This is a genomic window from Embleya sp. NBC_00896 (genome assembly GCF_045207785.1).
Lineage (GTDB): Bacteria > Actinomycetota > Actinomycetes > Streptomycetales > Streptomycetaceae > Embleya.
Map to the genome: position 1 here is coordinate 2,336,839 of NZ_CP108777.1, position 23,656 is coordinate 2,360,494.

The window sequence follows — 23,656 nt, forward strand, 5'->3', positions numbered from 1 at the left end:
CTCGCACGTCTCGCACTTCTGGCACTTGTCGCGCTCGCACGTCTCGCACGCTTCGCACGTCTCGCACGTCTCGCACGTCTCGCACGTCTCGTACGTCTCGCACGTCTCGCACGTCTCGCACGTCTCGCACGTCTCGCACGTCTCGCACGTCTCGCACGTCTCGCACGTCTCGTACTTCTCGCGCTTCTCGCACTGGAGGTGACGTCTTCGTGAGGCTCGCCTACGGCACCAACGGCTTCGCCGATCACCGGATCGGCGACGTGCTCTCGGTTCTGGCCGATCTCGGCTACGACGGTGTCGCATTGACGCTCGACCACCATCACCTCGATCCCTACGCCGACGACCTGTCCGCGCGCGTCGCGGATGTGGCCGCCCGGCTCGACCGACTCGGGCTCTCCGTCGTCGTCGAGACCGGCGCCCGCTACCTTCTCGATCCCTGGCGCAAACATCGACCGACCCTGCTGTGCGCCGACGACGCCGAACGCCGGGTGGACCTGTTGGTACGCGCCGTTCGGATCGCGGCCGAACTCGGTGCGCCCGTCGTGTCGTTCTGGAGCGGCACCGCCCCCGACGATGCCGACCCCGCGGCCTGCTGGGATCGTCTCGTATCCGGCTGCGCGCGCGTTCTGGCCGAAGCGGACAGCCGAGGTGTCACGCTCGGCTTCGAGCCCGAACCCGGAATGTTCGTCGACACGCTCGACCGCTACGACGAGCTGTGGCAGCGCCTCGGCCGACCCGAACACCTCGGTCCGACCCTCGACATCGGGCATTGCCGCTGCCTCGAACCGCTGCCCGTGCCCGACTGCGTGCGGCGCGTCGGGTCGCGCCTGGTCAACGTCCAGATCGAGGACATGCGGCGAGGGGTGCACGAGCACCTGGAATTCGGTCGGGGCGAGATCGACTTCCCTCCGGTCGTGGCGGCGTTGACCGAGGTCGGCTACGACGGGCTCGTCGGCGTCGAACTTCCACGCCACAGCCACGCGGCAACCGAGACCGCCCGGCGATCGATCGCCTTTCTGCGCGCCGCCGAGAAGGAGGCCGAGAGTGCCTGACCATCGAACCGTCGAGGAGGAAGCGGCGATACCGGGTCCCCCACCCGCGCCGCCCGGACACGGGGTGCGCCCGGACGGGCCACCCGATCCCGACATGGCCGAACTGCGCGCCGTATTCGCCCACGCGGTCGGGCCCGATCGGCGGGACTGGCCCGTCGAGGCGGCGGCCGAACCCGCCCGCCTGGCCACCGCGTTCGCGTCCGCCGGGCGGCTCTGCGGCCGGGCACCGCTCGCCGAACTCCCGGGCTGGACCTGTGATGACGCCGCTCGGGTGCTGCTTTTGCACGCCGTGTCCGCGGCAGCCGTACGGGAATTCGAACCGCACGCGGGAGGCGGCCGAACCCACCCGGCAAGCGGCGACCTGCCGGCGCTCGTGCGTGCCCTGTACGAGCGCGGCGACGCCCACGAGCGGCGCGCGATACTTCGCGCTCTGCCCTATCTGCCGGCGGGTTCCTCGCACCCGCCCGGGCCGAACGCGCGAACCGGCCCCGACCCGCAGGCCGACGTGTCCCGCCTCCTCGTCGAGGACGCGCTGCGCACCAACGACCACCGCCTCGTCGCCGCCGCCATGGGCCCGTGCGGTTACCGGGCGCTCGGGTCCGAGGCATGGCGCCACGGCGTCCTCAAGTGTGTCTTCCTCGGCCTTCCGCTGGGCCCCACCGTCACCGGGCTCGGCGACCGCGCCGATGCCGAACTGGCCCGAATGCTGGCCGACTTCGCCAGCGAGCGAGCGGCCGCCGGCCGGGCGGTGCCCGCCGACATCGCCCCGATCACCTCCTGCTTCACGCCGACGCCCGAGGAGTACTGATCCGATGCGTATCTTCGACCCGCACATCCACATGACCTCCCGCACCACGGACGACTACCGCGCCCTGCGCGACGCGGGCGTGCTCGCCCTCGTGGAACCGGCGTTCTGGCTCGGCCAACCGCGGACCGCCGTCTCGACGTTCACGGACTACTTCGACGCGCTCCTCGGCTGGGAGCGCTTCCGGGCCGCCCAGTACGGCATCGAGCACCACTGCACGATCGCGCTCAACCCGAAGGAGGCCAACGACCCGCGCTGCACGCCCGTGCTCGACGTGCTGCCGGACTACCTCGCCAAGGACCGCGTCGTCGCCGTCGGTGAGATCGGCTTCGATTCGATGACCGACGCCGAGGAACACGCGTTCAGGCGCCAACTCGCCCTCGCCGTCGAGTTCGACCTGCCCGCGCTCGTGCACACCCCACACCGGGACAAGGCCGCCGGTGTCCGCCACACCCTCGACCTCGTCCGCGACAGCGGCATCGACCCGGGCCGCGTGCTCGTCGACCACCTGAACGAGACCACCGTCGGCCTGGTCGCCGATACCGGTTGCTGGATGGGTTTCTCCGTCTATCCCGACACCAAGATGACCCCCGAACGCACCGTCGACGTCCTGCTCGACCTCGGCCCGGAACGCGTGGTGGTCAACTCGGCGGCGGACTGGGGCCACAGTGATCCGCTGTCCACCCTCCACACCGGCCGGGCCATGCTCGCCGCGGGTTGGCGCGAGGACGACGTCGACCTCGTCCTGTGGCGCAACCCCGTCGCGTTCTACGCCCAGAGCGGTCGCCTCGAACTACCCACGGAGGCCAGTGACTTCGCGGCCGACCCGACCGGGCCGACGGCCCCGAAGACCCCGACGCCCCCGAGGCGGGACCCGACCCGCTCGCCCGGCCCGAGTGCCACCTTCGAGGGCAACTCCATCCTGCGCGGAGCGCGCGCATGAGGTTCCGCCATCCGGACGGCACCCTCGTCCACGCCGCCTACTGCACCAACGTCCACGCCGCCGAAGACCTCGCCGGTGTTCTCCACCAACTCGCCGTCTACTGCGAGCCGATCCGCGAACGCCTCGGCATCGCCACGCTGGGCGTCGGCCTGTGGCTCGCCCGTCCCGTCGCGACCTCCCTCGTCGAGGACCCCGCGGCCGTCGACCGACTCCGCCGCGCACTCGCGGAGCGCGGCCTCGAAGTGGTCACCCTCAACGCGTTCCCGTACACGGGATTTCAACACGAGGTCGTCAAGAAGGCCGTGTACAGCCCCGATTGGGCCGATCCCGCGCGCTTGGAGTACACGCTCGACTGCGCCCGACTCCTCGCCCGCCTGCTTCCCGACGACGCCGTACGCGGAAGCGTGTCCACGCTCCCGCTCGCGTGGCGCGAGCCCTGGCCGGTCCGACGCGCCGACGCCGCACGCCGCGCGCTCGACGACCTCGCCGCAGGTGTCGAACGGATCGAAGCCGATCACGGGCGCCGCGTCCGGGTCGGCCTCGAACCCGAACCCGGCTGTGTCCTGGAGACCACCGAGCAGGCGGCGGCGGCACTGCGCGGCACCGATCCCGACCGGATCGGCGTCTGCTTCGACACCTGCCACCTCGCCGTCGGATTCGAGGATCCCGCCGCCGCGCTCGACACATTGGCCGCCGACGGGATTCCCGTCGTCAAGGCGCAGGCGGCATGCGCCCTGCATGCGGAGGATCCGCACACGAAGGCCACCGCGGAAGCCCTGCGCGCCTACGCCGAACCGCGCTTCCTCCACCAGACCCGTGAGGCGAGGGAGGCCGCGCACGGGAGCCCGCTCGCCGTCGACGACCTGCCCGACGCCCTCGCCGGCGGCCTGCCCGGCGTACGGCCGTGGCGCATCCACTACCACCTGCCCCTGCACGGCGACCCGCCCGCGCCGCTCACCGCCACACACGACGTGCTCGACCGGGCGATCGAGGGCCTGTTCGGCGGCCCCGTCGCGCGCACCGACCACGTCGAGGTCGAGACGTACACGTGGCCCGTCCTCGACCGTGACGGGCCACCCGCACGGGACGCCCTCGTCGCCGGCATCGCCGCCGAACTCGATCGGCTCCGCGCCGGCCTGCTCGATCTGGGCCTGAAGTCGGCCGACCAGGAAGGAATCTGATGCCCCGTCTGCTCGTTCTCGATGTCGTCGGCCTCACCCCCCGCCTGCTCGCCGACATGCCCAACCTGCGCGCCGTCGCCGATGCCGGATTCCAGGCCCGCCTGGACACGGTGCTCCCGGCCGTGACGTGCTCCGTGCAATCCACCTTCCTCACCGGGTCCCTCCCGCGCGAACACGGAATCGTCGGCAACGGCTGGTACTTCCGCGACCTCGGGGAGGTCTTCCTGTGGCGCCAACACAACCGCCTGGTGCGCGGCGAGAAGATCTGGGAGGCGGCCCGACGGGAGCGGCCCGGCTACACCGTCGCCAACATGGGCTGGTGGTATGCCATGGGCGCCGACGTCGACTGGACTCTGACGCCCCGTCCGATCTACTACTCCGACGGCCGCAAGGAGCCCGACTGCTACACCGTCCCACCCGAACTGCACGACGAACTCACCGCGACCCTCGGCACGTTCCCACTCTTCGACTACTGGGGGCCGACCGCCTCGATCCGCTCGTCCCAGTGGATCGTCGACGCCACGACGCATGTCCTGACCCGGCACGGGCCCGACCTCACCCTCGCCTACCTCCCACACCTGGACTACGACCTCCAGCGCTACGGTCCCGACTCGCCTCGGGCGCGCGAGGCCGCGCGGGCCATCGACACGGCGATGGGGCCGCTGCTGCGGTACGCCCGCGACCACGGGTACACCGTCGTCGTGCTCAGCGAGTACGGCATCACCCGCGCGAGCCGGCCCGTCGACGTCAATCGCATGCTGCGCGGCGAGGGCCTGTTGCGCGTGCACACCCAGGCCGGCATGGAATACCTGGACCCGTGGACCTCCCGCGCGTTCGCCGTCGCCGACCACCAGATCGCCCACGTGTACGTGGCCGACCCCGCGGACCGCGCGCACGTCGCCGGTCTGCTCGCCAAGCTGCCGGGCGTGGCCGAGGTCCTGGACGAGGACGGCCGACGCGAATACGGGCTCGACCACGAGCGCGCGGGCGACCTCGTCGCGATCGCCGACCCGGAGGCATGGTTCACCTACTACTACTGGCTCGACGACGCGCGCGCCCCCGACTTCGCCCGTCAGGTCGAGATCCACCGCAAACCCGGCTACGACCCGGCGGAACTGTTCTGGGACCCGAGCGACCGCGCGGTCAAGGTCAAGGCGGGCATCGCGCTCGCCCGCAAGAAGCTCGGCCTGCGCTACCGCATGTCGGTCGTCCCGCTCGACCCGTCGCCCGTGCGCGGCACCCACGGACGACTGCCCGCCGATCCGGACGACGGCCCGATCCTGCTGTGCGACGACCCTGCCGCCTTGCGGCACCTCTCCGGCGCGTCGTCGATACACGCCACGAACGTCAAGCGCTTCCTGCTCGACCTCGGCACGGACCGAAGTCCCGCGTGACGACCTCGCCCTGCCCGCCGGCCAACGGGCGGGGCGAGGTGTGGACCTCGCGGGTCTGCGCGACCGTGCGGGGCCACGGGGGTCTCCGGCGGCCTGCGGAAGGCCCTTCGGGCCGGGACGGACGCGGTTGTGGCTCTCACGCGGTCACGGAGGACGCGGTGGTCAACAGTTGCGGGAGGGTGCCGCTGAAGTCGTCGAGCAGGGTCAGGGCGACGGTCCACGCCTCGACGTGGAATCCGAGGGTTTGTGTGGTGAGTTCGGCGACGGCCGAGCGGGCTTGTTCGAGTTTCGGGCCGGTCGAGTCCTCGAAGGCGGCGAGTGCGTGGATCGCCGGAGAACCCTGCGTGACGATGTGGGCCGCGTCGACGGCACGCCGACGGTACGCGTCGCGCAGTTCCCGCAGGGGCGCACCGGCGGACAGCGGCGTGCCGAGCAACTCTCGTGCGCGGGAGCGGCATCGACCCCGATTGGGTACGGGCCCGCGCGCGTGGACTTCGTCGGCCGCCGCGGCCAGATTCGCGGGGCAATCGGCGAGATCCGCGAGGGCGACGAGTGCGTGGTCCGGCAGTGGTGAGGTGGCGTGTTCCCGACGGACCACGTCCCAGCGCAACGGTTCGTGCGGTGCCGCCAGGACCAGCCGAGCGTCTTGGACGTGACCGGGCAAGGGGTCGTGGTACAGGCTGATCTTGGACAGTTCCCGCAGCCGGCGCAGGACCACGCGGGTGCGGCCGTCGCGTTGGATCAGCCGGTCGAGGCGTTGTTGGCCGTCGTCACGGTCGAGTGCCTCGCGGGTGACCGCGAGTCGGTCCCGCAGGAGATCGGTGACGTTCGCCGGCGCTGCCCGGGCCGACTCGCGGCCGGTTGTCCGCCAAAGGTTGAGGCAGCCCCGTGACACGACGGACGCGGCGGCCGGGAACCGCGGACGGCCGTCGATCCGGGCGAGCGCGTGTGCGACGAGCTCGTGGTCGTGGGACTCGACCAGGGGGTAGAGCAGGCGTTGGTCGTCGGTTGTCGTCAGTTCCTCGCGCAGGTTCGGGTCGAGTTCGCTCGCGGTCAGGACAAGGACCGCGGTTTCTCGGGTTACGCGCGGGTTGCGGTAGAGCCCGGCTCCGACGTGCGGGTCGATGATCCGGCCGAGCCGCAGCAGAACGTCCGGAGCCGCGTGGGGATTCCGGGCGAGCGCGGCTCGATCGGCCACGCTTCCCCGGGACAGGACGAAGGACGTCAACGCTTCGCCCGGTGACGGTGGTCGGGCCAGGATCGCGTCCCGCATCCGGTTGTCCACCCGGGCCAGAACCGCGGCCATGACGTGTGATGGGGCTTGGTCGAGCACAAGAGCATGAGGGTTCACGTGGCCGATCCCGGGTGCGGCCGTGCCCCGCGTGGTCCTTCCCGTCCATCGAGGTCCGCGACGGGGAGCCTGTCACGACGGCCCCGCCGGGAACAGCGAATATTTCTCCCCGGCAAGCCATGTCCGGACGGACGGATCGGGCGCAGGTCCAAGACCACCTTGCCGAAACCGCAAGTTCTCGTGCCCGGTCGTGGCGTGCCTGGCAAGACTGAGCGCGTCCCAACGGAACGAGACTCGACGAGTACCACCGATGCGGTCACGTTCCGGGACGGCGACCGGTTCATCCGCGAACCGAGCGACGGCGCGACCGGGCGCCGACTCCACCATCTTCTCCAGGACAGGAACACATGATCCCCGCACCACGGCCGTCGCCGCGCCGCCGCCTCCGATCCGCGCGGACGGCGGCGACCATTACGCTCACCCTCCTGCTTACGATCGGCGCGGCCGCCTGCACCACGCCGGGCGACGACGACGTCGCCCCCTACGCCGTCGCCACCCGGGACGACCCGAAGTTCGAGGGCACGTTCCGGCACGAGTTCGCCGACGTCGACGACGTCCGGATGCACTACGTGACCGGCGGAAGCGGCCCGCCGGTGGTGCTGATCCACGGCTGGCCGCAGACCTGGTTCGGCTGGTGGCCGATCATGCCGGCCCTCGCCGAGCACCACACCGTCTACGCTGTCGACCTCCCCGGGCTGGGCGACAGCATCGGCTCTCCGACCGGCTACGACAAAGCCACCCTGGCGCGGTACGTGCACACCCTGATCGCCGATCGGCTCGGGCTGCGCGACGCCCGCGTCGTCGGGCACGACTTCGGCGCCGCGGTGGCGTTCCAGTACGCCACCCAGTTCCCCGCCGACACCGCACGCCTCGGCTACCTCGACCTGCCGCTGCCCGGGCCCGCGATCGATGCGCCCACATACCGCTCACTGAGCTGGCACATCGCCTTCCACTCCCAGCGCCGGATCCCCGAGACGGTGGTCGGCGACGACGTCCGCGCGTACCTGGCCCTGTTCTACCCCCAAGTCTCGTTCGGCGGAACGGCGTTCGGCGGCACCTCGGATCGATCCCCGTTCACCGACGCCGAGATCAACGAGTACGCACGGACCTACCGCCGACCCGAGGTCCTGTCGGGCGGCTTCGAGCTCTACCGTGCCCTCGACAAGGACGTCCGCGACACCATGGCGGCGGCACCGACAGGTGTCCCGACCCTGCTCATGACCGCCCAGGGCCAACTCGACCCGGTCCGGGCCACCGCGGCCTCGCGCATGACCAACATCGTGCGCGCGGTGGACGTGCCGAAGGCGGGGCACTGGCTCGTCGAGGAGAACCCCCAATTCGTCACCGCGGAGTTGCTGCGCTTCCTCGACGGATGACCCCGCCCCCGGCGAGTAGAGGATCTCGTCCGCCCGCGTCGCCACGCCCTTGTCCCGGGTGAGTTCCCGCGGGGATACGCCCCCGCCGGGGGGCCTGGCCGCCTCGGGCACCCGGGACTCGGCTCGCCGCCCGTGCCGCGCCGGGCGACCATGGAGTGCCGGACCGGTTCGGGGGCCAGGCACTGGGAGACACCCGTGGCGCACACCCACACAACCGACGTACTGATCGCGGGCGCCGGCCCGGTCGGACTGAGCGCGGCCGCCGAACTCCGTCGCCACGGGGTGCGCTGCCGCCTCGTCGACCGGCTGCCGGCGCGCCTCCCGTACGCCAAGGCGGTCGGCATCCAGCCGCGCACGCTGGAGATCTGGGACCGGATGGGCCTGGTCCGCACCGTCCTGGAAGCCGCCGTTCCGCTGCGCGGCCAGCTGATCTACGTCAACGGCCGGGAGCAGACGCGGATCGACCTCGCGCTGCCGCCCGAGGTGCCCTACGGATTCGCCGCGCTGCCGCAGTACGAGACCGAGCGCATCCTGGAAGCGTACGTCGCGAGCCTGGGCACGGTGATCGAACGCGACACCGAGCTGCTGTCGTTCATCCAGGACGCGGACGGGGTCACAGCCCGGCTGCGCTCCGCCTCCGGCGCCGCCGAGGAGGTCCGTGCCCGCTACCTGATCGGCTGCGACGGCGCGCACAGCACCGTCCGCAAGGGGCTGGGCCTCGGCTTCGAGGGCGGGGCCTTCCCCCAGGAGTACATGTTGGCCGACGTCGAGACCGACTGGTCCCTGCCGCACGGATACGGCCTACGCTCCAGCCACCGCGCCGACGACGGCTCCACCGACGACCTGTTGGTCTGCATCCCACTGCCCGGTGCGGGCCGCTACCGCATGTCGATGCCCGCCCCGCCCGAGCTCTCCACCCGGGCGACGGACGGGGCGCCCGGGCGGGACGACGGCGTGGCGCACGGCCTGGAGGGCAGCCGCTCCCCGGAGCTGTCCCATATCCAGGCCGTCGTCGACCGCCTGGCGCCCGGGCCGGCCACCCTCTCCCGAATGCGCTGGTCCTCCGTCTTCCGCATCAGCCACCGGATCGTCGACCGCTACGCCGCCGGCCGGGTCTTCGTCGCGGGCGACGCCGCCCACATTCACCCGCCCACCGGCGCCCAGGGCATGAACACCGGTATCCAGGACGCGTGCAACCTGGCCTGGAAACTCGCCCTCGTCGTCCGCGGGGAGGCCGGGCCCGCCCTGCTCGCCGGCTACGACACCGAACGCCGCCCGGTCGGCGAGGAAGTCGTCGGCCGGACCGTCCGGCACGCCACCCACGGCATCGAGGCCGACGCCGACGACCCGCGGACCCTGATGCTCCGCGAGGCCCAACTGCTCGTCGGCTACCGGGGCGGTCCGCTCGCAGGCAGCCCGTACGGGCCGGCCGACGCGCCTCAGCCCGGCGACCGGGCCCCGGACTGCGCAGGATTGACCACCCCCATCGCCACCTACCCGCTGCGCCTGCTCGACATCCTGCGCGGCCGGCCGGGGCACGTGCTGCTCCTGTACGCGGCCGAGACGGCCGCCCTGGCCGAGGCCGCCGAGGCCGCCGACGCGGCCGGGACTGCCGGGGCGCCGCGGGTGCCCGGCGGCAGCCCGGGCACCTCCGACGACCCGGACCCCGAGGCCGGCCCGCACGCCATCGCCGTCCTCGCCCGTGAAGCCGCACCGACCGCCCCCGGCACCCTGGCCGTCCCCGAATACCGCGACGCCGCCGGGGAGTTCGCCCGGCTCTACCGCCCCGACGGCCCGACCGGCTTCGTCATCCGCCCGGACGGGCACCTCGGCGCACGCTTCCCGCTCGCCGGCACCGCGACGGCCCTGTCCGGCTACCTCGAGGCCCTGTCCGCCCCGACATGAACGCGCTCGGCCGCGCCGAAGGCCCCCGCGGCGGTCGGCCGCTGCTCCATCGCCACCCGCGGCGGAACGCGGAAACCCGTCGGCGCACGAAGGGCGCCGGGTAGGCAGCCCCGATTCGTCATGGCCCGACGCGAGTGGTCGTCACACCGCTTCGTCACACGCTCGTCGCAACCGCCCATGCCGCCGCGCCCCGGAGGCCGCACGGCGCTAACGTCGCGCGGCATGACCCACCTGCCTCCCGCCGAGTACTACGCCACGCTGCCCCGCCACATCGGCGGCGCCGGAGCGATCCTGCACGACGAACACGGCCGAATCCTCCTGGTCGAACCCGCCTACGGGGACGGCCACTGGGAGATCCCCGGCGGCGCCATGGACGACGGCGAATACCCCTGGGACACCGCCCGCCGCGAGGTCCGGGAGGAACTCGGCCTCGACCTCAACCCCGGTCGCCTCCTGGTCGTCGACTGGGTCCCGCCCCAAACCGACGGCCGCCCCGCCCTCGCGAACTACCTCTTCGACGGCGGACCCGTCACCGAAACCCACGCCCACCGGGACATCCGCCTCGCCGCCGGTGAACTCACCGCCTGGCACCTGGCCACCCCGGCCGAGTGGGACACCCTCATGGCCCCCCACATGGCCCGCCGCCTGCACGCCTGCGCCAAAGCCCTGGCCGACCACACCACCGCCTACCTCCATCACGGCCTCGTCCCCGGCCACGGCTGACCCGGTGTCCGCGGCGAGGAGGAGCGACTGTCGGGCGAAAGAGCCGTCGCCGCGCTGCGCCACGAGGCAGCGGGCCGCCAGGGCCGGCCCCGGCCCATCCACATCGGCTTCCGCCGAGGTGCGGTGGCCGGCGGGCCTGCTTAGGGTCGAAAGGAGGGGGCGTGGGGCCCGGGCGGAGCGGACACCCACAGTCTCGACGCGTAAGCGTCCCGTCTCAGAAGGAATGAACACGATGACCACATCGTCGGACACTCCCGTTATGGACACCCTGCTCGCCATGACCGCCGACTCGCTCGAGCGGTGCAACCTGGCGCCGGAGGCGCTCATCCTCACCCGCATCGCCGCGCTCGTGGCCATGGACGCCCCTGCCGTTTCGTACCTGGCGCACCTCGCGGTCGGCGTCGAGACCGATCTGACCGCCGAGCAGGTCCAGGACGTCCTCGTGGCCATCGCGCCCATCGTGGGCACCGCCCGCGTCATGACCGCGTCCACCCACATCGCCGAAGCCCTGGGCTTCTCGATCGCCGCGTCGGAGATGACCTCCGGAGACTGAACCCGCACAACGGAATCCCGCTTGCAGCGAGGTCGGGGAACCGGCGGATCTCGCGGAGATCCCCACCGGTGGGGCGCCCTCACACGTGAATCCCGGCGGGCGCGGACCAGAAGGCATGAAGGCCTGAAGGTCTGAAGGCCGCCAGACCAGAAGACCAGGAGGCGGTAGCCGATGTGCCGATGGCTCGCCTACGCGGGAACACCCATCCTGCTCGACACCATCCTCTACAAACCGGCGCACTCGCTGATCGACCAGAGCATGCACTCCCGCTTGGGCGTCGAGACGACCAACGGCGACGGGTTCGGCGTCGGCTGGTACGCACCCGACATCGACGTCCCGGCGGTCTTCCGGGACACCGGCCCGGCGTGGAGCAACCGCAACCTGCGGGAGATCGCCGACCACATCCGCTCTCCACTGTTCTTCGCTCACATCCGGGCCACGACCGGCACCGCAGTGCAACAGACCAACTGCCACCCGTTCCGGCACGGGCGCTGGATGTGGATGCACAACGGCGCCATCACCGACTTCCACCGCAGCAAGCGAGAGCTTGCCGTGGCCGTCGACCCGGACCTCTTTCCCGACATCGAGGGATCGACGGACTCCGAGCTCATGTTCTTCCTGGCCCTCACCTTCGGCCTGGAGCAGGACCCGCCGGGCGCCGTCGCGCGGATGGCCGGCCTGGTGGAGCAGACCGGTCGCCGGCACGGGGTGGAGTTCCCACTGCAGATGACGGTCGCCGTGACCGACGGACAGCGGCTGTGGGCCTTCCGCTACTCCAGCCAGACGGACTCACGCTCGCTCTTCTTCAGTACTCGGGTGGAGACACTGCGAGCGCTCCACCCTGATGTGGAGTTCCTGCGCGAAGTATCCGACGAGACCCGCGTCATCGTGTCCGAGCCCCCCGGCGATCTGCCCGGTGCCTGGAACGAGGTCCCCGAGAGCAGCTACGGCATCGTGCAGCCCGGAGGGGACGAACTGCTCCCGTTCACCCCGCAATTCGGATAGCGCCACCAACCTCCCCGCCGAATGGGGCTGAGCCCGGCAGCGCGGGCAGCCCCAGGCGGTGTCCCCGGTACGCGAACACGCGTGACGGGCCCGGCATTTGCCCCCGGCGAAGCCCCACGACCTGCGATGCTGACGACGTGTCAACCCGTGACATGCGAACAGCGGAAGAGGAGGGGCTCTGTGCAACAGCCCGATTGGCGGATGGAGTACCGGTACGACGTCCTGATGAGTTATCCGCACGCCCGTGCCCGACTCGAACAGGCGGCCGCCCAGGGGAAGGGGATGTCCGTGAATGAGTTCCTGGGGAAGGCGGGCGATGTCAGGGACCTCTTGAGCGGGTCCTTGGACGGCATCGAGCAGCGGGTCAGTCACGCGCTGGGCGCGGCACTCGGCAAGGCCCTGGGCTTTGAGATACGTCGTGTCCACACGGTGCCCTACCCGCATCCGGTGGGTATCGCTCTGCTCGGCGTCTCGTGTGCGATGGCCGAGGCCGGCTTCCCGCTCAAGCGCGTCGTCCAGGGCACCGACGGCTGCCTCTTGGAGGCCAAGCTGCCCAAGAACTGGGCGACCAACCACGGGTCGGTGGTCTGCGCGGTCGCGGGGGACGCGCAGCAGGCACAGGTCCAGAGCGGCGTACAGGTACCCGGGCAACTCTACGACTGGGGACGGGGAAATCGCGTCCTCGGCAAGCTGGCCACGCGTACGAGCATGTACGTATCCGCCGGGTAGGTGCGTGACCTTGCCGACGTAGAACCGGGGGCAGCAAGGTCTTCCGCTCGGTACAAGCGACCGGGCAGGCGACCACGCCGCAGGACCCCCGGAGCGGGACACCGGCCGCGCGGTCAGTCGGCTTCGGCGGCGAGGGGGCGCGCGGCCGGGCCCGGCCGTACCGTCACGTCACGGTTCGTCAGGTGGGCGTGATCGGCGGAGCATTCGACGACCACGCGGGCTGGTGCGCCGCACTCGGTATGGCGTATCTCCAGCAGGGGCCCGGCCGGGTCGGCGAAGTGCTTGTCGCCGAACTGTTTGAGCGCCAGCAGCGCGGGCCACAGGTCCCAGCCCTTGGCGGTCACGCGGTACTCGAGGCGGGTGCGCGCGCCCGGTTCGCGGTACGGCCGCGTCTCCAGCACGCCGCCCGCGACGAGCTTGCGCAGTCGGTCGGCGAGGACCGCCTCGGACATGCCGACGTGCCGGCGGAAGTCCTCGAACCGGCGCACACCGTTGACGGCGTCGCGCACGATCAGCAGGGACCACTTCTCCCCGACGAGGTCCAGGGTGCGCCGGACGGGGCAGTTGTCGCCGTCGATGTCCACCCACTCCATGGCCATGGGGGCAGTGTAGGCACCTGGCTTCGAGATTGACAGTCAGCTGGTGGCGGGCCTAGCGTCGAGGCGTCAGTACCGAACAGCCGGCCGAGCCACGGTACGGCCGAAGCGAAGCGGAGACGACGCACATGGGCAGGTCGCGTACCTATACCTGGGAAGACCCGGCGTTGACCGCGGCCGGTGCGATGTCGCTGCCCGGCCTGGAGTTCCTGCGCGCGATGCTCGCGGGCAAGTACCCCCCGCCGCCGATCGCCTCGACGCTCGACTTCACCCTGGAGGAGGTCGACCACGGCCACGCGGTGTTCTCGATGACGCCGGGCGAGGAGCACTACAACCCGATCGGCAGCGTGCACGGCGGTGTGTACGCGACACTGCTGGACTCGGCGGCGGGCTGCGCGGTGCACTCCACCCTCCCGGCCGGGATGGCGTACACCTCGCTGGACCTCACCACCAAGTTCCTGCGGCCGATCACGTTCGACTCCGGCAAGATCCGCGCCGTCGGCCGGGTACGCAGCCACGGCCGCCGTACCGCGTTCGCCGAGGCCGAACTCCTGGACGCGAACGACCGGCTGCTCGCGCACGCGACGAGCAGCTGCCTGATCTTCCCGATCCCGGGCGCCTGACCGGACGGGCGCCCGACGCACCGTAGCCGGCCGCGCCGCGCCGGAGGGGCGGTCGCCGGTGTTCCTCGGCACACGGGGCGGCACCGCCCCTCGACTCCGGCGCAGGCGCACCCGTCCCACCGGATCCGCGGTTGTACCGCTCAGCCCTTCGCCCGAACAGCCGCCGCGACCTGCTCGACCTGCTTGCGGACCGCCGCCGGGTCGGGATGGTGCGGAGTGGCCCCGGTGAGGTTGACGTGGGCCGCGCGGATCAACGTGGTGCCCACACGCACCAGCACCACCGAGTGGACCCAGCTCCGGCCGTCGTCCACTCGGGTCGTGATCACGATCGCGACGCTCTCGTCGCCCAGCCCCGGACCCTGGATCTCGCGGGCGGTCACGGTCGCGGAGAGGTCGTCGACGGTCTGCTGCTGATTCGAGCACCCCGGGACGGCGTCACGAACAGCCGGGATGACACGCTGCGCGTCACCGGAAGCCAGCGAGGTCAGACTCACGCCGAACAGCGCGTACGCCTTCTTGCCGCCGGCCGGGTCGGAAGCCAGGATGTCCGCCGTCGCCTCGACGGGATGGAGACCGGACGCCGGGTTCGCGTGGGTGGTCAACCGCTCGCAGCCGGTGCCCTCGCCGCGGTCTCGACCGACGTCGTTCGATCCCATGCGCGTGACCCAACCCTTGGGCATGTCGGCCTTCGTGAGCAGTGCCCGTTGCAGTTCACGCGTCGTCAGATACGGTTCGGCGTCGGGAGCGGGCGCGGCGGTGGACGGCGCCGCGGACGAGCTCGGCGCGGCCTGTGACGGGGACCCGGCCGCGACTACGTCGGCCGCGACCGTACAGGCCGTCGTGGCGGAGAAGAGCGCGACCACGAGCAGCGCGATCGTGCCGCGCGCGTGGGCGTGTACCAAGGCAGGAACCTCCGCTGGAAAGAATGCCGGGGGATGTGGAAGGCGCTCAGTATGGCAGCGCACCACACCGTTGGGCGCTCCGGGGTACCCCTCCGCGACCCGACGAACGCGCCTCGTTTCGTAGCGAGTTCCCTGTTGTGGACGGCGACTCGGTCGCGGTGCGCGCGTGAGCGTTGGCGATCCCGCGGCTCTGGACGGTCCCGGGATCGCGACCACTGGGCACCTGCCCCGGGGTGCCGTCGAAGTGCAACTCTGAGGTTGCGTCTGGGGAAATGATGTGCAACTCTGAAGTTGCATCATTCAGTGGCGGCGGTGAAGGTGTTCCCTCATGAGCGCGGCCCGGATCGCGTGAGGGACGAACGTGGCGGCGGCGTCGGGGCGGTGGACGGCGTCCTGGTCGCGCCGGCCGACCCGACGCGGCGTGTGCTGCTCGATCTGCTCGCCGCGCGGGGCGAGGCCACCGCGACGACGCTCGCCGAAGGACTTCCCGTCTTGAACCGAGCCGTACCCAAAGCGAAGTTGGAAGGTTCACATGAAAGCCGTAGGCGTAACCAGGTTCGGTGGGCCCGAGGTGCTACACGTCATCGATCTCCCGGCCCCCGATGCCGGTCCGGGCGAACTGCGTATTCGGGTCCATGCGGCGGCTGTGAACGCGACCGACACCGTGGTGCGCAGCGGGGCACCGTTCGTCATCCCGCCGACCTCCCGGCCCCCTTATGTTCCGGGAATGGACGCCGCGGGCGTACTCGAGCAGATCGGCGCGGGAGTCGACACCGATCTGCGGATCGGCGAGCACGTGATGGCCGTCGTGGTGCCGTCCGAGACGCACGGCGCCTACGCGGAACACATCGTGGTGCCCGCCGAGTCGGTCGCCAGGGTCCCGGCCGGCGCGACCGACGCCGAAGCCGCGTCCCTGCCGATGAACGGCTTGACCGCGCGCCTGGCGCTGGACACGCTCGACCTCGCGCCGGGCGCGACCATCGCGGTAACCGGCGCAGCCGGCGCGGTCGGCGGCTACGTCGTCCAACTGGCCAAGGCGGACGGTCTGCGTGTCGTTGCCGACGCTGCGCCGCAGGACGAACCGCTTGTCAAGGAACTGGGTGCCGACATCGTGCTGCCGCGCGGGCCCGAGTTTCCGGAGCAGGTACGCGCAGCGGTGCCCGACGGCGTCGACGGGCTCGTTGACGGCGCCCTCCTCGACCGACCCGCGGCCCGCGCCGTACGCGATGGCGGTCGGATCGCGACCCTCCGCGGCTTCGAGGGCACCTGGGAACGGGGCGTCACCTTTCAGCCGGTGTGGGTAGCCCGGTACGCGCGCCAACGGGCGAAGCTCGACCGCCTCCGGCAGCAGGTGGAGGACGGCCGGGTTGCGCTACGGGTCGCACGGATCCTGCCGGCCGAGCAGGCCGCCGAAGCGCACCGACTCCTGGAAGCGGGTGGCGTCCGGGGACGGCTGATTCTGACCTTCCGACCTGGCCATGACCGGGCCCTCGGAGCGACGGACTCCAACGGCTGAGCTCGACTTCCCGCCCTGCGGTTCTGTGGAGCCCGAGGGACGGGCGTATCCGGCCTTCGCTGCATGGACCTTGGCCGCGTCCAGGGCGGGTGATGGAGCACCTACGCGGGTTGCGAGGCGTTGCGCCCGGAAGGCGTTCTCCGGGCGCAGCACCTCGCAGCAACTCGCGACCCCCCGGGCCCATTTCCTTCCTCTGGTGGTCGGCCCGGCGCGCGGTGGCGGTGGCGGTGGGTCAAGGATCCGATCCGCGGCGGTCAGCACGACACCGCGGACCCGTCGCTGCGGGGGTCGGCGGCGGCGCGGGGGGCGCCGTTCGCCGCGCGGCGGACGAGTTGGCCTTGTCCCACCGCTTCGTCGAGGTCGGCGCAGACCCGTATTGGGAAGCCCGCCGCCCGCAGCGCCTCGGTGGTCTCCTCGCCCATGTCGCCTTCGACGGAGGCGACATGGGCCGGCGCGCCCGCTCCCATGCCGTCCACGATCCAGCGCGGGCGCCGCAAGCGCGTCCGGGTCGGCGGCCGGCGGCGCGGCTCCGCCGGCGTTGACGACGAGGATTCGCCCGTCGGGGCGGGCCACCAGTGCGATCAGGTCTCCGCCGACGGCGCAGTGGTGCGGATAGACCACGGTCAGTGCCACCGCGGCGGCCAGCGCGGCGTCGACCGCGTTGCCGCCGTCGCGGCGGGCGCCGGCGTCGGTCGCGAGTGCGTGCGGGGTGGCCAGGCCGAAGGACGTGGTCGGCACCGGGAGCGGGAGTGCGGCGGTCATGTGGGCCTCTCGTCCGGGAGCGGTCGTGTCACGGCGCGGGTCGAAGGGCGGTGCCGCATCTCCCGTGCGGGGTTCGGTTCGGTTCGGCTCCGCCGCGGGAGACGGCACTCGTCCCGCCGCGGGATATGCGGGACTTGGGGAGCCGGAGGGAGCCCCAGGCGGGCCCCCGTGTCGTCGTCGAAGTCCTCGCAGAACACGGCCAGGGCGTCCGCGAGGTGGTCCATGGAGCGCGCGGCGAACAGGAATGGCTGATACCCCTCGGCGCGGTACGGGGTCGTGGCGATGGCGCGGAGATCCCATGCGCGGATCTCGAACCGGGGCAACCGGCTGATCTCCGCGGGCGAGGAGAGCAGCGCCGCACCGTACGCCTTGACGGTCCCGGCCTCGGCCACCACGCCGAACTCGAGGGTGTACCAGTACACCCGGCTGAGCAGGTCCAGGGCCTGCCTGGTGCGCAACCGTCCGGCGCTCCGGCCGAACAGGCGGTACAGGTCGGCGAAGCGCGGCGACGTCAGGTGGACGCCATGGCCGAACACGTCGTGGATCACGTCCGGTTCCGGCGTGTACAGCGGCGCGGCCGGGTGCCGGACGAACTGCACGGCGTGGAAGTAGCCGTGCTCAAGCGACCCCAGGAACCGCCGGTTCCGTACGAAGCCACCGGCGACGGTGAAGTCGAACCCGGTACGGGCTCTCAGGTGCGCCCCGACCTCGGCGTGCTGCGGGATCCGGTCCGCGCGGATGTTGGAGTCCTCGTGCGCCTCCAGCACCGCACGACACGCGTGGGCGCGCAGGGCCGGCTCCAGGGCCGCGTGCACCGTGCGCCACGTCGCGTGTTCTACCGCGCTGTACGCGACGGGTAACGAGGACTCGCCCACGCCGCGGCCGTGGGCCAACGCGATGATCGCGCTGCGCCGTAACCGGTATTGGGGGTCGTGCAGGCCAGGATGTCGACCCACTGGACCGAGCCGGCCGTCGGGTGTGATCGGGACTGGTTCCCACGCAGCACTCATGACACTTACAGTGCCCCTATCGGGACAAGGTGTCACCGATCTCGGTCTCACGACCGCGAACGCGCGATGCTTGGTCGCCCGCGCAACCCCCGCCCCGACGCCGCCCATTCACGATCGGGCGCGGAAATCGGGCCGGGCGTAGGCGGCTTCGCCGGGTACCAGGGACAGCCTCGCGCCCCCTTCCACAAGGCGCGGATTCCCCCGGGCGAGCCCGGCGGCTGCGTGATGGGGGAGCGAGGCTCGGTGCGGCTGTGCCGGGTGGTGCACGTTTGCGGTCGATGCGGCGCGCCGCAGGGTTCGGGTGAGTCGCAGAGCGGACAATATGCCCAAATTGTCCAGTCGAGGTGGCAGGCGACATCGCAAAAGCAGCCGGGAGCCGGTGGTTCGCGCCGACCGCAGCGGCTGTGTGGTGGGCGCGGAGGGAAGCACATGTCCACGTACCTGTTCCGACTCGGACGGTGGTCGCTGCGGCATCGACGCACGGTGCTCGGCGTCTGGCTCGCCCTGCTCGTCGCCGCGATCGTCGCCGCGACCGCGAGCGGGGGGCAGACCAACGACGCGTTCACCATTCCCGGCACGGAGTCGCAGGAGACGACGGACCTTCTCAACCAGAAGCTCCCCGCGCTCGGTGGCGCGCAGACCCAGGTCGTGTTCGCGACCGGCGGCACGACGACGGTCACCGATTCCGCCCATCGATCCGGCATCGAGGCGGCGGTCGCGCAGATGCGGACCGTACCCCAGGTGGCCTCGGTCTCCGATCCGTTCACCGACCAGGGCGTCTCACCCGACCAGCACGTCGCGCTCGCCTGGGTCCAATACACCGCGCAACCGGCGGACGTGCAGGACTCGACCCTCGACGCCCTCGAACGCGCGGCCCTGCCGGCCCAGCAGGCCGGAGTCCAAGTCGAGTACTCCGGCAGCGTCTACCCCGGCTGGCGGATCACCCCCTCCGAACTCCCCGAGATCATCGGCCTGGCGGTCGCACTCGTCATCCTGCTCATCACCTTCGGCGCGATCGTGGCCGCGGGCCTGCCCATCCTCACTGCGGTCATCGGAGTGGGCATCGCCCTGACGAGCGTGACCGCCCTGGCCGCGGTGATCGACATCGCCTCGGCGTCGACCACGGTCGCGATCATGCTGGGCCTGTCCTGCGGCATCGACTACGGACTGTTCATCCTCTTCCGGCACCGCAACAACCTCCTCGCCGGCATGGACGTCGAGGACTCCGCGGCCCTGGCGCTCGGTACCGCCGGCAGTTCGGTGGTCTTCGCCGGGCTCACCGTGATCACCGCGTTGTGCGGCCTGTCCGTCGTCGGCATCCCGTTCCTGACCATCATGGGGCTGTGCGCCGCGGCGGCGGTACTGATCGCGCTGCTGATCGCCCTGACGCTGCTACCGGCCATGCTCGGCTTCGCGGGCGAGAAGGTCGCCGCGTTCATCAGCACCCCGCTGCGCCCGGGCCACCACGAGGAGGTCGCGCGGACCACCGCGACCGAACCCGCGCGGACCTTCGGCGCTTCCTGGGCGAGGTTCGTCGTGCGGCATCGGGTGTCGGTCCTCGTCGCCGGGGTCGGGCTGTTGCTGCTGCTGGCCGTTCCGGCGACCCAGATGGAACTGGGCCTGCCCAGCGCCGCCTCCCAGCCGACGTCCAACACGGCCCGCAAGGCCTACGACCTGACCGCCGAGAGTTTCGGCCCCGGTTTCAACGGTCCGCTGCTGGTCGTCACCGAGAACGCCGTCGACCAGGCCGCCGTGCAGCAGCTCACCACCGCGCTGGCCGGGCAGCCGAACGTCGTGGCGGCGGCGCCGCTCGCGGTGATCGACCAGATCGCGGTCATCCGCGTCATCCCCGGCAGCGGACCGGACACGAGCGCCACCGCGGATCTGGTGCATCACATCCGCGACAACCGGAGCGCCATCGAAGGCGCGACCGGCGCCCAGGTCCTCGTCGGCGGAAGCACCGCCTCCAACATCGACGTCTCCGCCAAACTCGCCTCCGCCCTCCCGGTGTTCCTCCTCGTCGTCGTCGGTCTGGCGTTCGTGCTGCTCACGTTCGCGTTCCGAACCATCCTCGTGCCGATCAAATCGATCATCGGCTTCCTGCTGTCGATCTCCGCCGCGTTCGGCGTCGAGGTCGCGATGTTCCAGTGGGGTTGGGGCGAGGACATCTTCGACATCACCCCGTCGGAGACGATCAGCTTCCTGCCGATCATCATGCTCGCGATCATCTTCGGACTCTCCAGCGACTACGAGGTGTTCGTCGTGTCGCGCATCAAGGAGGACTTCACCACCACCGGCGACGCTCGCGGCGCGGTCGCCCGCGGCACCGGCCTGTCGGCACGCGTGGTGACCGCGGCCGCGCTGATCATGTTCTCGATCTTCGTGGCCTTCATGTTCACCGACGACCCGACCATCAAGGCCATCGGCTTCAGCTTCGCCGTGGGCGTCTTCCTCGACGCCTTCGTCGTCCGCCTGGCCCTCGTTCCGGCCACGATGGCCATCGTCCGCGCGAAGCTCTGGTACCACCCCCAGTGGTTCGCCAAGTACGTCCCGGACCCCGACATCGAGGGCAAACACCTCGAGGAAACCCTGGCATCCCCCGCGCCCAGCGGCGGCCTCGGTCACGTGCCGACGTAGGTCGCGAGGTGCTTGCCGGTGAGGGTGGAGCGGGCGGCGACGAGGTCGGCGGGTGTGCCCTCGAAGACGATCCGGCCGCCGTCGTGGCCGGCGCCGGGGCCGAGGTCGACGATCCAGTCGGCGTGCGCCATGACCGCCTGGTGGTGCTCGATGACGATGACTGACTTGCCGGCGTCGACGATCCGGTCGAGCAGGCCGAGCAGGTGCTCGACGTCGGCGAGGTGCAGGCCGCTGGTCGGCTCGTCGAGGACGTAGACGCCGCCCTTTTCGGCCATGTGGGTGGCCAGCTTGAGCCGTTGCCGCTCGCCGCCGGACAGCGTGGTGAGCGGCTGGCCGAGGCTGAGGTAGCCGAGCCCGACGTCGGCGAGCCGGCCGAGGATCGCGTGCGCGGCCGGCGTGTGCGCCTCGCCGGCGCCGAAGAAGTCCTGGGCCTCGTTCACCGACATCGCGAGCACCTCGCTGATGTCGCGACCGCCGAGGTGGTAATCCAGCACCGATGCCTCGAACCGCTTGCCCTCGCACTCCTCGCAGGTGGTGGCGACACCGGCCATCATCGCCAGGTCGGTGTAGGTGACGCCGATGCCGTTGCAAGTGGGGCACGCGCCCTCGGAGTTGGCGCTGAACAGCGCCGGCTTCACGCCGTTGGCCTTCGCGAACGCCTTGCGGATCGGGTCGAGCAGTCCGGTGTACGTCGCCGGGTTGCTCCGTCGCGAGCCGCGGATCGCGCCCTGGTCGATCGACACCACACCCGCGCCGGCGGCCCCCGAACCGTTGACCAGCGACCCCTGCACGAGCGAGCTCTTGCCGGAGCCGGCCACGCCGGTGACGACGGTGAGCACGCCGAGCGGAATGTCGACGTCGACGTCGCGCAGGTTGTGCCTCGTCGCGCCGCGGATCTCCAGCGTGCCGGTGGGCGTGCGTACCGTCTTCTTGACGGAGGCCCGGTCGTCGAAATGGCGGCCGGTGACGGTGCCGCCGGTCCGCAGTTCCTCGACGGTGCCCTCGAAGCAGACGGTGCCGCCCGCCGTACCGGCGCCGGGGCCGAGGTCGACGACGTGGTCGGCGATCGCGATCGTCTCCGGCTTGTGCTCCACGACGAGCACCGTGTTGCCCTTGTCCCGCAGCCGCAGCAGCAGGTCGTTCATCCGCTGGATGTCGTGGGGGTGCAGGCCGACGGTGGGCTCGTCGAAGACGTAGGTGACGTCGGTGAGCGAGGAGCCGAGGTGGCGGATCATCTTGACCCGCTGCGCCTCGCCGCCCGACAGCGTGCCCGACGGCCGGTCGAGCGAGAGGTAGCCCAGCCCGATCTCCACGAACGAGTCGAGAGTCTGCCGCAGCGTCGCGAGCAGCGGCGCCACCGACGGCTCGTCGAGACCGCCGACCCATTCGGCGAGGTCGCTGATCTGCATCGCGCAGGCGTCGGCGATGTTGATCCGCTTGATCTTCGACGACCGGGCCCCCTCGCTGAGCCGCGTTCCGTCGCACTCGGGGCAGGTGGTGAAGGTGACCGCACGCTCCACGAACGCCCGGATGTGCGGCTGCAGCGCCTCCTTGTCCTTGGACAGGAACGACTTCTGAATCTTGGGAATCAGCCCCTCGTAGGTGAGGTTCACGCCCTCGACCTTCACCTTGACCGGCTCGTGGTAGAGGAAGTCCTGCATTTCCTTCTTGGTGTACTTGCGGATCGGCTTATTCGGGTCGAGGAAGCCCGACTCGGCGTAGATCCGCACGGTCCACCAGCTGTCCGACTTCCAGCCGGGGATGGTGAACGCGCCCTCGGCGATCGACTTGGAGTCGTCGTAGAGCTGGGTGAGGTCGATATCGGAGACCGCGCCTCGGCCTTCGCAACGCGTACACATGCCGCCGGTGCGGTTGAAGGTCGCTTTCACCGCCTTCTTGGCACCGCGCTCGACGGTGATGGCACCGCTCGCCCGGACCGAGGGGACGTTGAAGGCGTACGCGCTGGGCGGGCCGATGTGCGGTTTCCCGAGTCGGCTGAAGAGGATACGCAGCAGCGCGTTGGCGTCGGTGGCGGTACCGACCGTGGACCGGGGGTCGGCACCCATCCGCTGCTGGTCGACGATGATCGCGGTCGTCAGCCCTTCGAGTACGTCGACCTCAGGCCGCGCCAGCGTCGGCATGAAGCCCTGCACGAAGGCGCTGTAGGTCTCGTTGATCATCCGCTGCGACTCCGCGGCGATGGTGCCGAACACCAGCGAGCTCTTGCCCGAGCCGGAGACTCCGGTGAACACCGTCAGCCGGCGCTTCGGGATTTCGATGCTGACGTCCTTGAGGTTGTTCACGCGCGCGCCGTGCACGCGGATCAGTTCGTGGGTGTCGGCAACGTGCAGTGCAGGCGACTGCGTGTCCGTCCGCGTGGCCGCGCTCATCGTGTCTCCATCTGTTGGGCGGAGCCGCCTTCGCGGTTTCCGTTGGTGGCGCCTGGCTCGATCCAACCAGTTCGAGCAGTACACCTGGTTGTCCTTCGTTTCGGCCCGTGGCGGCTCTGGGCCCCGGCCACGCGGCGCGATCCGGCGCAGCGGGGCCGGGGCGGGACACCGCCGTCCGCCCGGAGGGACCGGATCGCCTGCGC

At 71.1% G+C, this 23,656-nt stretch carries 21 protein-coding genes and 1 pseudogene; 15 read left to right on the top strand and 7 right to left on the bottom strand.

Features of this window, described 5'->3' with window-relative positions:
- Positions 1 to 25: 25 nt before the first annotated feature.
- Genes OG928_RS43755 through OG928_RS43780 form a run of 6 tightly spaced genes read left to right on the top strand, consistent with a single transcriptional unit; the run spans position 26 to position 5,375 of the window.
- Positions 26 to 202, top strand: coding sequence for a hypothetical protein (locus tag OG928_RS43755; protein WP_331767598.1), 177 nt, complete (start codon positions 26 to 28; stop codon positions 200 to 202).
- Between the two features lie 7 nt (positions 203 to 209).
- Entirely contained in the window at positions 210 to 1,052 is an 843-nt protein-coding gene (locus OG928_RS43760) for a sugar phosphate isomerase/epimerase family protein (RefSeq protein WP_331767599.1), read from the top strand.
- Positions 1,045 to 1,860 carry an EboA domain-containing protein gene (locus OG928_RS43765; protein WP_331767600.1) on the top strand — a complete coding sequence of 272 codons (816 nt, stop codon included), beginning with the start codon at positions 1,045 to 1,047 and terminating at the stop codon, positions 1,858 to 1,860. The genes OG928_RS43760 and OG928_RS43765 overlap by 8 nt, the downstream gene beginning before the upstream one ends.
- A 4-nt stretch (positions 1,861 to 1,864) precedes the next feature.
- Positions 1,865 to 2,800 carry a TatD family hydrolase gene (locus tag OG928_RS43770; RefSeq protein ID WP_331767601.1) on the top strand — a complete coding sequence of 312 codons (936 nt, stop codon included), beginning with the start codon at positions 1,865 to 1,867 and terminating at the stop codon, positions 2,798 to 2,800.
- The gene (gene eboE / locus OG928_RS43775; RefSeq protein ID WP_331767602.1) at positions 2,797 to 3,981 is read left to right on the top strand and encodes a metabolite traffic protein EboE; all 1,185 of its coding nucleotides are present in this window, start codon (positions 2,797 to 2,799) and stop codon (positions 3,979 to 3,981) included. Before OG928_RS43770 ends, eboE begins: the two co-directional genes overlap by 4 nt.
- A complete protein-coding gene (locus tag OG928_RS43780) occupies positions 3,981 to 5,375 on the top strand; it encodes a nucleotide pyrophosphatase/phosphodiesterase family protein (RefSeq protein ID WP_331767603.1) in 1,395 nt (464 codons plus the stop codon). The genes eboE and OG928_RS43780 overlap by 1 nt, the downstream gene beginning before the upstream one ends.
- Before the next feature lie 136 nt (positions 5,376 to 5,511).
- On the opposite strand, the gene OG928_RS43785 is transcribed toward OG928_RS43780, so the two are convergent.
- Positions 5,512 to 6,681, bottom strand: coding sequence for a hypothetical protein (locus tag OG928_RS43785; protein ID WP_406291824.1), 1,170 nt, complete (start codon positions 6,679 to 6,681; stop codon positions 5,512 to 5,514).
- 392 nt (positions 6,682 to 7,073) lie between these two features.
- Here OG928_RS43785 and OG928_RS43790 point away from each other — a divergent pair, with 392 nt between their 5' ends.
- The 6 genes from OG928_RS43790 to OG928_RS43815 all read left to right on the top strand — a co-directional run bounded on the left by OG928_RS43790 (position 7,074) and on the right by OG928_RS43815 (position 13,017).
- A complete protein-coding gene (locus OG928_RS43790) occupies positions 7,074 to 8,102 on the top strand; it encodes an alpha/beta hydrolase (protein WP_331767605.1) in 1,029 nt (342 codons plus the stop codon).
- Positions 8,103 to 8,297: 195 nt separating this feature from the next.
- Positions 8,298 to 10,007: an FAD-dependent monooxygenase gene (locus tag OG928_RS43795; RefSeq protein ID WP_331767606.1), complete on the top strand. Its 1,710-nt coding sequence runs from the start codon at positions 8,298 to 8,300 to the stop codon at positions 10,005 to 10,007.
- A 222-nt stretch (positions 10,008 to 10,229) separates the two neighbouring features.
- Positions 10,230 to 10,730: an NUDIX hydrolase gene (locus tag OG928_RS43800; RefSeq protein WP_331767607.1), complete on the top strand. Its 501-nt coding sequence runs from the start codon at positions 10,230 to 10,232 to the stop codon at positions 10,728 to 10,730.
- Between the two features lie 232 nt (positions 10,731 to 10,962).
- Entirely contained in the window at positions 10,963 to 11,283 is a 321-nt protein-coding gene (locus OG928_RS43805; protein ID WP_331767608.1) for a carboxymuconolactone decarboxylase, read from the top strand.
- 171 nt (positions 11,284 to 11,454) lie between these two features.
- Entirely contained in the window at positions 11,455 to 12,288 is an 834-nt protein-coding gene (locus OG928_RS43810) for a class II glutamine amidotransferase (protein WP_331767609.1), read from the top strand.
- A 180-nt stretch (positions 12,289 to 12,468) separates the two neighbouring features.
- A complete protein-coding gene (locus OG928_RS43815; RefSeq protein ID WP_331767610.1) occupies positions 12,469 to 13,017 on the top strand; it encodes a hypothetical protein in 549 nt (182 codons plus the stop codon).
- Positions 13,018 to 13,130: 113 nt separating this feature from the next.
- Here OG928_RS43815 and OG928_RS43820 read toward each other — a convergent pair whose 3' ends face one another.
- Complete coding sequence (locus tag OG928_RS43820) at positions 13,131 to 13,610, bottom strand: helix-turn-helix domain-containing protein (protein ID WP_331768323.1); 480 nt, start codon at positions 13,608 to 13,610, stop codon at positions 13,131 to 13,133.
- 131 nt (positions 13,611 to 13,741) lie between these two features.
- On the opposite strand from OG928_RS43820, the gene OG928_RS43825 reads away from it, so the two are divergent.
- Positions 13,742 to 14,236 carry a PaaI family thioesterase gene (locus OG928_RS43825; protein ID WP_331767611.1) on the top strand — a complete coding sequence of 165 codons (495 nt, stop codon included), beginning with the start codon at positions 13,742 to 13,744 and terminating at the stop codon, positions 14,234 to 14,236.
- A gap of 140 nt (positions 14,237 to 14,376) precedes the next feature.
- Here OG928_RS43825 and OG928_RS43830 read toward each other — a convergent pair whose 3' ends face one another.
- Positions 14,377 to 15,138, bottom strand: a complete 762-nt coding sequence (locus OG928_RS43830) for a hypothetical protein (protein ID WP_331767612.1) — start codon at positions 15,136 to 15,138, stop codon at positions 14,377 to 14,379.
- A gap of 532 nt (positions 15,139 to 15,670) precedes the next feature.
- Between OG928_RS43830 and OG928_RS43835 the strand changes: the two genes are divergently transcribed.
- On the top strand, positions 15,671 to 16,654 hold the full coding sequence (locus tag OG928_RS43835) for an NADP-dependent oxidoreductase (protein WP_331767613.1): 984 nt from the start codon (positions 15,671 to 15,673) through the stop codon (positions 16,652 to 16,654).
- Between the two features lie 254 nt (positions 16,655 to 16,908).
- On the opposite strand, the gene OG928_RS43840 is transcribed toward OG928_RS43835, so the two are convergent.
- From OG928_RS43840 to OG928_RS43850, 3 genes and pseudogenes are all read right to left on the bottom strand, one after another.
- The gene (locus OG928_RS43840; protein ID WP_331768359.1) at positions 16,909 to 17,121 is read right to left on the bottom strand and encodes a hypothetical protein; all 213 of its coding nucleotides are present in this window, start codon (positions 17,119 to 17,121) and stop codon (positions 16,909 to 16,911) included.
- A gap of 40 nt (positions 17,122 to 17,161) precedes the next feature.
- Positions 17,162 to 17,416: pseudogene (locus tag OG928_RS43845) on the bottom strand (gamma-glutamyltransferase); the annotation flags it as partial.
- Complete coding sequence (locus OG928_RS43850; RefSeq protein WP_331767614.1) at positions 17,413 to 18,372, bottom strand: phenylalanine 4-monooxygenase; 960 nt, start codon at positions 18,370 to 18,372, stop codon at positions 17,413 to 17,415. The gene OG928_RS43850 and the pseudogene OG928_RS43845, both read right to left, overlap by 4 nt.
- 483 nt (positions 18,373 to 18,855) lie before the next feature.
- Between OG928_RS43850 and OG928_RS43855 the strand changes: the two genes are divergently transcribed.
- Positions 18,856 to 21,063, top strand: a complete 2,208-nt coding sequence (locus OG928_RS43855; RefSeq protein ID WP_331767615.1) for an MMPL family transporter — start codon at positions 18,856 to 18,858, stop codon at positions 21,061 to 21,063.
- Here the strand turns inward: OG928_RS43855 and OG928_RS43860 are convergent.
- Positions 21,048 to 23,453: an excinuclease ABC subunit UvrA gene (locus OG928_RS43860; protein WP_331767616.1), complete on the bottom strand. Its 2,406-nt coding sequence runs from the start codon at positions 23,451 to 23,453 to the stop codon at positions 21,048 to 21,050. The two genes, OG928_RS43855 and OG928_RS43860, sit on opposite strands and share 16 nt — an antisense overlap.
- Positions 23,454 to 23,656: the final 203 nt, after the last annotated feature.

Coding starts and splice junctions, on each gene's coding strand:
- OG928_RS43770 (WP_331767601.1), top strand. CDS start 1,865: ATGCGTATCTTCGACCCGCACATCCACATGACCTCCCGCACCACGGAC.
- OG928_RS43785 (WP_406291824.1), bottom strand. CDS start 6,681: ATGGCCGCGGTTCTGGCCCGGGTGGACAACCGGATGCGGGACGCGATC.
- OG928_RS43780 (WP_331767603.1), top strand. CDS start 3,981: ATGCCCCGTCTGCTCGTTCTCGATGTCGTCGGCCTCACCCCCCGCCTG.
- OG928_RS43810 (WP_331767609.1), top strand. CDS start 11,455: ATGTGCCGATGGCTCGCCTACGCGGGAACACCCATCCTGCTCGACACC.
- OG928_RS43840 (WP_331768359.1), bottom strand. CDS start 17,121: ATGGGAGCGGGCGCGCCGGCCCATGTCGCCTCCGTCGAAGGCGACATG.
- OG928_RS43860 (WP_331767616.1), bottom strand. CDS start 23,453: ATGAGCGCGGCCACGCGGACGGACACGCAGTCGCCTGCACTGCACGTT.
- OG928_RS43825 (WP_331767611.1), top strand. CDS start 13,742: ATGGGCAGGTCGCGTACCTATACCTGGGAAGACCCGGCGTTGACCGCG.
- OG928_RS43800 (WP_331767607.1), top strand. CDS start 10,230: ATGACCCACCTGCCTCCCGCCGAGTACTACGCCACGCTGCCCCGCCAC.
- eboE (WP_331767602.1), top strand. CDS start 2,797: ATGAGGTTCCGCCATCCGGACGGCACCCTCGTCCACGCCGCCTACTGC.
- OG928_RS43835 (WP_331767613.1), top strand. CDS start 15,671: ATGAAAGCCGTAGGCGTAACCAGGTTCGGTGGGCCCGAGGTGCTACAC.
- OG928_RS43790 (WP_331767605.1), top strand. CDS start 7,074: ATGATCCCCGCACCACGGCCGTCGCCGCGCCGCCGCCTCCGATCCGCG.
- OG928_RS43805 (WP_331767608.1), top strand. CDS start 10,963: ATGACCACATCGTCGGACACTCCCGTTATGGACACCCTGCTCGCCATG.
- OG928_RS43855 (WP_331767615.1), top strand. CDS start 18,856: ATGTCCACGTACCTGTTCCGACTCGGACGGTGGTCGCTGCGGCATCGA.
- OG928_RS43820 (WP_331768323.1), bottom strand. CDS start 13,610: ATGGAGTGGGTGGACATCGACGGCGACAACTGCCCCGTCCGGCGCACC.